The sequence below is a fragment of the Novosphingobium naphthalenivorans NBRC 102051 genome (assembly GCF_001590985.1).
Taxonomy (GTDB): domain Bacteria; phylum Pseudomonadota; class Alphaproteobacteria; order Sphingomonadales; family Sphingomonadaceae; genus Novosphingobium; species Novosphingobium naphthalenivorans.
Genome location: NZ_BCTX01000065.1, coordinates 21414 through 29896 on the forward strand (window position 1 = coordinate 21414; position 8483 = coordinate 29896).

Annotated in this window: 8 protein-coding genes; 6 read left to right on the forward strand and 2 right to left on the reverse strand. The window is 68.0% G+C overall.

Annotated features, from left to right (window positions below; all coding sequences use genetic code 11):
* Positions 1 to 32: 32 nt before the first annotated feature.
* The 6 genes from astD to NN5_RS18490 all read left to right on the forward strand — a co-directional run bounded on the left by astD (position 33) and on the right by NN5_RS18490 (position 6444).
* Positions 33 to 1445 (forward strand): succinylglutamate-semialdehyde dehydrogenase, encoded by a 1413-nt coding sequence (gene astD, locus NN5_RS18465; protein ID WP_067736745.1) that lies wholly within the window; start codon positions 33 to 35, stop codon positions 1443 to 1445.
* Positions 1446 to 1566: 121 nt separating this feature from the next.
* Positions 1567 to 2775, forward strand: coding sequence for a hydrolase (locus NN5_RS18470; RefSeq protein ID WP_067736747.1), 1209 nt, complete (start codon positions 1567 to 1569; stop codon positions 2773 to 2775).
* Positions 2772 to 3791, forward strand: a complete 1020-nt coding sequence (gene astA / locus NN5_RS18475) for an arginine N-succinyltransferase (RefSeq protein ID WP_067736750.1) — start codon at positions 2772 to 2774, stop codon at positions 3789 to 3791. Before NN5_RS18470 ends, astA begins: the two co-directional genes overlap by 4 nt.
* A gap of 375 nt (positions 3792 to 4166) precedes the next feature.
* Entirely contained in the window at positions 4167 to 4520 is a 354-nt protein-coding gene (locus tag NN5_RS18480) for a ribonuclease E inhibitor RraB (RefSeq protein ID WP_067736753.1), read from the forward strand.
* A gap of 212 nt (positions 4521 to 4732) precedes the next feature.
* On the forward strand, positions 4733 to 5995 hold the full coding sequence (locus NN5_RS18485; protein WP_067736756.1) for an N-succinylarginine dihydrolase: 1263 nt from the start codon (positions 4733 to 4735) through the stop codon (positions 5993 to 5995).
* A gap of 161 nt (positions 5996 to 6156) precedes the next feature.
* Positions 6157 to 6444 (forward strand): hypothetical protein, encoded by a 288-nt coding sequence (locus NN5_RS18490; protein ID WP_067736759.1) that lies wholly within the window; start codon positions 6157 to 6159, stop codon positions 6442 to 6444.
* A 9-nt stretch (positions 6445 to 6453) separates the two neighbouring features.
* On the opposite strand, the gene NN5_RS18495 is transcribed toward NN5_RS18490, so the two are convergent.
* A complete protein-coding gene (locus NN5_RS18495; RefSeq protein ID WP_067736762.1) occupies positions 6454 to 7320 on the reverse strand; it encodes a F0F1 ATP synthase subunit gamma in 867 nt (288 codons plus the stop codon).
* The coding region (locus NN5_RS18500) for a F0F1 ATP synthase subunit alpha (RefSeq protein WP_067736765.1) at positions 7313 to 8483 on the reverse strand (1171 nt) is incomplete at its 5' end. The genes NN5_RS18500 and NN5_RS18495, both read right to left, overlap by 8 nt.

Sequence of the window (8483 nt, forward strand, 5' to 3'; positions counted from 1 at the left end):
CTCTCCTGCTTCGGCGCAAGGACACGATAACCATGCTGCAATCCTTCGACCCCGCCACTGGCGATCTCGTCTGGGAAGGCGAAACGGCCGGTCAGGACGCCGTCACCGCCGCGCTGCTGCGCGCCCGCAAGGCCTTCCCCGGCTGGGCCGCGCTGCCGGTCGAAGCGCGCGTGGAGGCCGTGCTGCGCTTCAAGGCCGCGCTCGAATCACGCAAGGACGCCCTTGCCGAAACGATCTCGCGCGAGACCGGCAAGCCGCGCTGGGAAGGCCTGGCCGAAGTGGGATCGATGATCGGCAAGGTCGGCATCTCGATCACCGCGCAGGCCGAACGCGCGGGCGAAAAGCACACGGAGATGCCGTTCGGACAGGCGGTTCTGCGCCACCGGCCGCATGGCGTGATGGTTGTGCTCGGCCCGTTCAATTTCCCCGGCCACTTGCCCAACGGCCACATCGTCCCGGCCCTGCTCGCGGGCAACACGGTGGTATTCAAGCCCAGCGAGATGACGCCTGCCACTGGCGCCGCCATGGCCGAATGCTGGGCCGAAGCGGGCCTGCCCGAGGGCGTGTTCCAGATCCTGCAAGGCGCGCGCGAGACCGGCGAGGCACTGGTCTCGGGCCATATCGACGGCTTGCTGTTCACCGGCTCGGCCGGTGCAGGCGCGCATTTCCGCCGTATTTTCGCCGACCGCCCGGACGTGATCCTCGCGCTGGAACTCGGCGGCAACAACCCGCTCATCGCGTGGGACGGCAATGTCGATGAGGCCGCCTCGATCGTCGTCCAGTCCGCCTTCGTCACCACCGGCCAGCGCTGTTCCTGCGCCCGGCGGCTGATCGTGCCGGACAATACCTTCGGCACCGCGCTGGTCGCCGCCGTGGACGATCTGGCCGGAAAGCTCGCCATCGGCGGCTGGGACGAGACGCCCGAGCCCTATTTCGGCCCGCTGATCTCCGATGCCGCCGCCGCCGCCGCCAAGGACCGGGTGGCCGGGCTTGTCGCGCATGGCGCGAAAGTCATCCGCCCGTTCGAGGGCATCCACGGCCGCAGCGGCGCTTTCGTCACGCCTGCCCTGCTCGACGTGACCGGCGTCGGCGTGCCCGACGAGGAGATCTTCGCCCCCGTGCTGCAAGTCCGCCGCGTCGGCGATTTCGATGCGGCGCTGGCGGCGGCCAACCACACCCGCTTCGGCCTCTCGGCGGGCCTTGTCAGCGGCGACGACGCGCTGTGGCAGCGCTTCCTCCGCGAATGCCGCGCCGGCGTGGTCAACCGCAACCGGCCGACCACGGGCGCGGCCGGATCGATGCCCTTCGGCGGCCTTGGCGACAGCGGCAACCACCGCCCGAGCGCCTACTACGCCGCCGATTACTGCGCCTACCCCGTCGCCAGCTTCGAGGCGGGAAGCGCGGCGGGCAACAGTGGCGCGCTGACGGGCAAGCTGCGCGCATGATCTCGATTATCGTCATTGCGAGCGGCCGCAGGCCGCGCGGCAATCCAGAGCGAGCGCAAACCGCCCTGGATTGCTTCGCCCTGCGGGCTCGCAATGACGAATGTTTGGGAAGCATCCATCAATGACCTCCAGCCTCACCTCCGAAGAACAGCACCTGCTCGCCCCCGTCGAGCGCGCGCCGATCCTCGCCCGCACGCTGGAATGGGCCGCGATCAACAGCGGCACCGGCAATCTCGACGGGCTGGCAGCGATGGCCGGAAAGCTGGCCGAGGCTTTCTCGGCACTCCCCGGCGAAGTGCGGCTGGCCGAACCGGCTCCGGTCGAGAAAGTCGACCGGGAAGGCCACATGCGCGCCCTGGCTCATGGCCGCCATCTGGTGCTGTCGGTGCGCCCGCAGGCCAATCGCCGGGTGATCCTCACCGGCCACATGGACACGGTCTATGCTAGGGAACACCCCTTCCAGACTTGCGACTGGCTCGACGAGGATAGGCTGCACGGCCCCGGCACCGCCGACATGAAAGGCGGCCTCTCGCTGATGCTGGCGGGCCTTGCCGCCTACGAGCAGGGCAATCCCTCGCTCGGCTACGACGTCCTCATCAACAGCGACGAGGAGACCGGCTCGCTCTCCTCGGCCTCGCTGATCACGGAGCTCGCGCGCGGCAAGATCGCGGCGCTGACTTACGAGCCCGCCCTGCCCGATGGCGCCATGGCCCGCGCCCGGCCCGGCTCGGGCAACTATGCCGCCGTGATCCACGGCAAGTCCGCCCACGCGGGCCGCAACCCGCAGGACGGCCGCAACGCCATTGTCGCCGCAGGAGACCTCGCCATGCGGCTGGCGGCCGGGCGGCGCGAGGGGCTGACTGTCAATCCCGCCCGGATCGAAGGCGGCGCGCCCAACAACACCGTGCCGGACCTTGCCATTCTCCACTTCAACTTGCGCCCGCGCACGCCCGAACTCGCCGACGTGGCCCGCGCCCTGATCGACGAGGCGATCGCCGCTGTCGCAGCCGCGCACGATGTCTCGATCCACCTCACCGGCGGCGTCTCGCGCCCGCCCAAGCCGGTGGGGCCGGAAACCGAAGCGCTTTACGGCCTCGTCTCGCAGGCCGCCGCCGATCTCGGCCAGGCGATGCACTGGAAGGACACCGGCGGCGTGTGCGACGGCAACAACATCGCCGCCTGCGGCGTGCCGGTGCTCGACACCATGGGCGCGCTCGGCGGGGCGATCCATTCCCCCGACGAATTCCTTCTCGCCAGCTCGCTCGATGCCCGCGCGCGGCTGACGGCTCTGGTCATGCACCGTTTGGACAGGCAAGGTATCGCGCTATGACGTTTCTTCTCAGAACCGCCCGCGAAAAGGACCTCGAAGCGCTCTACCGCATGGCCAAGGGCACCGGCGGCGGCTTCACCAACCTGCCGCCCGACAAGCCGACCCTGAAGGACAAGCTGCACCGCGCCGCCATGGCTTTCGCCCGGCCGGACGACACGCTCAGCAACGATCTGTTCGTCTTCATCCTTGAGGACACCGAGACCGGCAAAGTGCGCGGCACCTGCCAGATCATGTCGCAAGTCGGCACCGAGCTGCCGTTCTATTCCTACCGCATCGGCCGCATCACCCAGCATTCCAGGGAACTGGACCGCACCTTCCGCGCCGACATGCTGACGCTGTGCACCGATCTCGACGGATCGAGCGAAGTGGGCGGGCTCTACCTCGATCCCACCGAGCGTTCGGCGGGCACCGGCAAGCTGCTGGCGCGCAGCCGCTACCTGTTCATCCGCGCCCACCGCGGCCGCTTCGCCGACCGCACGCTCGCCGAACTGCGCGGCGCGATCGACGATGCAGGCAACTCGCCGTTCTGGGACGGCCTTGCCGGGCGCTTCTTCGACATGAGCTTTCGCGATGCCGACGAGTTCAACGCCAAGCACGGCAACCAGTTCATCGCCGACCTCATGCCCAAACACCCGATCTATACCGCGCTCCTCTCCGAAGGCGCGCGGCAAGTGATGGGCCAGCCGCACTTCTCCGGCCGCCCGGCGATGCGGATGCTGGAAAACGAAGGCTTCGCCTTCCAGAACTACATCGACATCTTCGACGGCGGCCCCTCGATGATGGCCCAGACCGACCGCATCAAGACCGTCCGCGAGGCAAAGGACGCCGTGGTGACGGCGCTGGTCCCTTGCGGGGACGAAGGCGCGACGCACATCGTCTCCCACGGCCGCCTCGCCGGTTTCCGCGCCTGCCTAGGCTGCGTGCGCGAGAGCAGCGACGGCGTGACGCTGGATGCGCAGGCGGCGGGGCTACTGGGCATCGGCGTGGGCGATACGGTGACGTACGCCCCGGCGTAAAGGCGGTTCCCCCTCCTCTTCAGAGGAGGGGCGCGAGACTTGGGCCTGCCCCGCAGGCCTTAGTCGCAGCGGGGTGGTGCTGCGGCGAAGCGCGACGCTTGCGCGCCACCACCCCCAACCCCCTCCTCTGAAGAGGAGGGGGCTTTCGAGCCGCTTTGCTCAACCTGCGGTTCGCCCCCATCATTTCGTCATCCCCGCTCAGGCTGAGCTTGTCGCAGCCCCCGCCCCAGACTGCGTGACGCGACGATCCCATTTTTCGACAGAATCAGGGCGCGCAGAACGCGGTTATCGCAACATCGCAGAGATAACTCTTTAGGGCCTTAGCCAATATGGTATGCCCTACCTTCAGAGACGTTCAGACGCGCTGGAGACATCATGAAACCGATCGAGCCAGAACGTTGGGATGAGGTTTGGGCTGCCGACCTCGATGTTATTCGAAGCCTCCGAGAACATGGCGATCTACCGCACGTCGTCCGGGATGTTGACGTTTCATTCAGAGGATCGATCGACGCTCTACGGCGCCTTGAGGCTGCCAGTTCGAACTGGGGATTCAGCGTCGAGGAGTTCATTGAAGCAGATGAAGACGGCCAGCCATGGCTGTTTCTGGTCCGCAGCCAAACGACCGACGAGGAAGCCATGCGAGACCTGACGATGACCTATCTTCAGTTGGAAGACAGTTTCAGCGTAGAATGCGACGGCTGGGGCTGTGTAGGGCAAACGCAAGAGTAACCGAGCCCTCCAACGCTTTCCTACAGCCCCCACCTTGCGGTAGGCTCTCCGTCATGAGCTCCGTCCGCGCCCTCGTCGCCACGCCCCGGCACCGCAAGGTGACACATTGCCCCCGTAAGGTGACACTCCCGCCCCAAGGTGACACCTTTCCCTCTGGACCGTGTCACCCGTGTCAACCTGTCACCTTGTAACGCACCCCTGAGAGCCCCCGCATGATCACCGAAATCAACTTTGACGGCATTGTCGGCCCCAGCCACAACTACGCGGGGCTCAGCCTCGGCAATCTCGCCTCCACGCGCAATTTCGGCAAAGTCTCGCGCCCGCGCGATGCGGCGTTGCAGGGGCTGGCGAAGATGCGCGCCAATCTGGAGCGGGGCTTGCCGCAAGGGTTCTTCCTGCCGCAGCGCCGCCCGGACGAGGGGTGGCTGCGCCAGCTTGGCACCACTGTCGCCGAGGCTTCGGCGCAGCTGCGCGCCAATGCGCTGTCGGCCTCGTCGATGTGGGCGGCCAATGCCGCGACCGTCTCGCCCGCGGCGGATTGCGTGGACGGGCGCTGCCACCTCACGGTCGCCAATCTGGTGACGATGCCGCACCGCAGCCACGAATGGCGCGAGACCTTGGCGCAGCTGCGACTGGCCTTTGCCGACACCGCCCACTTCGCCGTCCACGCCCCGGTTCCCGCCCCGTTCGGCGACGAAGGCGCGGCCAACCACATGCGGCTTTGCGCCAGCCACGATGCGCCGGGGATCGAAGTCTTCGTCTATGGCGAGAGCGGCGGCCCCTTCCCCGCGCGCCAGCACCGCGAGGCGAGCGAAGCCGTCGCCCGCGTCCACGGCCTCGACCCGGCGCGCACGGTCTTTGCGCAGCAATCGGCCGAGGCGATTGCCGCCGGGGCCTTTCACAACGACGTGGTCGCCGTTGCCAACGAGCGGGTGCTGTTCGCCCACGAACTGGCCTTCGCGGACCGCGAGGGGCTCTATGCCGAATTGCGTGCGAAGCTGCCCGAAGTGGAGATCGTCGAAGTGCCCGCCAGTGCAGTGAGCCTGGAGGACGCGATCAGGTCCTACCTGTTCAACGCGCAGCTGGTGACATTGCCTTCCGGAGAGACCGCGCTGGTGCTCCCCGGCGAGGCGCAGGAGAACGCCCCCGTGTGGGCGTGGCTGCAGGCCCACGTCGCGGGCAACGGCCCGATCCGCCACCTCTTCGTCCATGACCTCCGCGAGTCCATGGCCAATGGCGGCGGCCCCGCCTGCCTGCGCCTGCGCGTGGTGGCCGATCCCGCGACCGTCGACCCGCGCTTCATCGCGACGCCCGGGAAGCTGGAGCGGATCGAGGCGGTGGTGCGCCGGTACTGGCCGGAGGAGATTGCGGTGGAGGACCTCGCCAGCCCGGCCTTGTGGCGCGATGTGGTGGCGGCAAGGGCGGCGCTGTGCGCAGAGCTGGACTTGCGGGAGCTGGACCAGGAGGCTTTCTAGCCAGCTACATCCAATGCTTCCCCCTTCCTCGTCATCCCCGCGAAGGCGGGGATCCCGCTTCTCACCGCACGCCGTACAGAAAGGGAGCGGGGCCCCCGCCTTCGCGGGGGCGACGAAAGAAGCAAGCTTCGGCTCCATCCTACTAGCTTGTATGAGGCAGCATGATCTGGAACATCATTGATCGCCGCACACGTCCATTTCGCTGGAAGCGGATCAACGCCATCATCGAAGCCGTCGAACACGACAACAGTGTTGCCGATGCCGATCAAGCGCCGAAGGCTGAGCCTAGCACCGTGATCGACTATGATCAGCGTGAAGGCATAACTGTACAGGAGGCCGTGAACTGGGCGAGCCAGCAGCGCTGTCCCGTGACACTATACCTTTACGACGACGGTAGAGGCACGACTGTTGAAGGCCATTTCAATGCAGTCGAGAATCGCTTCGACTAACCCCGCCCCTCACGCCCGCACTGCTCCCGCCAGCTCGATCAGCTCCTCGGTGATCTGCTCCTGCCGCAACCGGCGTGAGGTGGCGGTCAGTTCGTCGAGTTTGCGGGCGACGTTTTCGCGCGCGGCGATCATTGCGCGCATCCGGGCGTCGTTCTCGGCGGCGTAGGACAGAGTCACCGCCTCGCAGAGCTGGGCGAAGACATATTCGTCGGTCAGCCGCGCCAAAAGCAGCGGCGCCGGCAGATGGACCAGCGGCGGCTGCGCCAGATTTGCGGGCGGGAAGCGCGCGAAGTCGAAGGGGATCACCGTCTGCGGGATCACGCGGTAAGGCGCGGTATGCGTGTCGTCGGGCCGGGCGCTGACCACCACGACGCGGCTGACCGTGCCTTCCTGCAGCCGGGTGAACAGGCGGTCGGCCAAGCGGTTGGCGAGCGCCGGAAGCTGATCGGCATGGCCCGCCATGGCCATGCAATCGACCGGCTCCAGCCCGCGCTCGCGCGCCGCGCCGACGCCGCGGCTACCGGTGATGAGCAGGTCCATGCGCTCCGCCCCCACAGTCGCGGCGAGCGCCTGCACTTCGTCGAGTACATGGGTGTTGAACGCGCCGACGAAGCCCTGCTCAGCGCAGAGTGCAAGCACCAGCACGCGGCCAGACACGCCCTCTCCGCCGCCGGGCCCCGCGCCGTCATCGGAGTAGAGCGCCAGCGCCTGGGCGATCGCGCTACCGATGGTATCGGCATATTCGCGGATGCCCGCCAGCCGCGCATTGGCCTCGTTGCTGCGCACGGCGGCGATGCCGCGCATGGCAGAGATCACCGAGGAGAGCTGGCGAACGCTGTCGATGCGGGCTTCGACATCGCTCAGCCGCTCAGCCATGCTCTCCTCCGGCAAGCGCGCGGACCACGCCCGCCAGCCGCTCCAGCGCGGCATCGTCGAGCGTCTGGTTCGCCTCCACGGCCGCGACCAGATCGCTGGCCGCGCCGTCGAGCGCAGGCCCCAGCCGGGGGCGCAGCGCGGCAATGGCGCCGGGCGGAATCGCATCGAGCACGCCGGCATCGAGCGCGGCCAGCAGGGCCACCTGATCGGCCTGCCGCATCGGGCTGAAACGCGGCTGGGCGAGCACCGCGCGGATGCGCTCGCCGCGCGTCAGCGTCGCCTTGAAGCGCGGGTCGGAGACACCGCCCAGGCGGGTGAACATCTCCAGTTCGAGGAACTGTGCATAATCGAGCCTGATCCGCCCCGAGACCTGCCGCAGCGCCCGCTTCTGCGCCTTGCCGCCGACACGGCTGACCGAGAGGCCGACATCGACCGCAGGCCGCTGGTTGGCGGCGAACAGGCGGCTGTCGAGCACGATCTGGCCGTCGGTGATCGAGATCAGGTTGGTGGGGATATAGGCCGAAAGGTTGCCTGCATCGGTCTCGGCGATCGGCAGCGCGGTGAGCGATCCGCCGCCCAGCTCGGGCGAAAGCCGCGCGGCGCGTTCAAGCAGGCGGGCGTGGAGATAGAAGATATCGCCCGGATAGGCCTCGCGCCCCGGCGGCTCGCGGGTGAGCAGCGCCAGTTCGCGGTGGGTGGCCGCATGGCGGGTGAGATCGTCGATCACGATCAGCGCGTGCTGGCCCTTGTCGCGGAAATACTCGGCCATGGTGAAGCCCGCGAAAGGCGCCAGCCATTGCAGCCCCGGCGCTTCGGCGGCCGAGGCGACCACGAAGATGCAGCGTTCAGGCGCGCCGTGGGCTTTCATCGCCTCGATCGCGCGGTCGATCGCGCTCGCCCGCTGGCCCACCGCGACATAGACGCAGAACACGTCGGAGTGCTTCTGGTTGATGATCGCATCGAGCGCGACCGACGTCTTGCCGGTGGCACGGTCGCCGATGATCAGTTCGCGCTGCCCGCGCCCCAGCGCGAACAGGGCATCGACCACCAGGACCCCGGTCTCGACCGGCTGCGAAACCAGATCGCGGTCGATGATCGCGGGCGCCGGGCGCTCGACCGGCAGGCGGCCCGCCTCGACGATCGGATCGCCGCCGTCGAGCGGG

What these genes read in the sequence shown, in the direction of transcription:
- NN5_RS18480 (WP_067736753.1), top strand. Translation starts at nt 4,167, where the DNA reads ATGAAACCGATCGAGCCAGAACGTTGGGATGAGGTTTGGGCTGCCGAC.
- astA (WP_067736750.1), top strand. Translation starts at nt 2,772, where the DNA reads ATGACGTTTCTTCTCAGAACCGCCCGCGAAAAGGACCTCGAAGCGCTC.
- NN5_RS18470 (WP_067736747.1), top strand. Translation starts at nt 1,567, where the DNA reads ATGACCTCCAGCCTCACCTCCGAAGAACAGCACCTGCTCGCCCCCGTC.
- NN5_RS18490 (WP_067736759.1), top strand. Translation starts at nt 6,157, where the DNA reads ATGATCTGGAACATCATTGATCGCCGCACACGTCCATTTCGCTGGAAG.
- NN5_RS18495 (WP_067736762.1), bottom strand. Translation starts at nt 7,320, where the DNA reads ATGGCTGAGCGGCTGAGCGATGTCGAAGCCCGCATCGACAGCGTTCGC.
- astD (WP_067736745.1), top strand. Translation starts at nt 33, where the DNA reads ATGCTGCAATCCTTCGACCCCGCCACTGGCGATCTCGTCTGGGAAGGC.
- NN5_RS18485 (WP_067736756.1), top strand. Translation starts at nt 4,733, where the DNA reads ATGATCACCGAAATCAACTTTGACGGCATTGTCGGCCCCAGCCACAAC.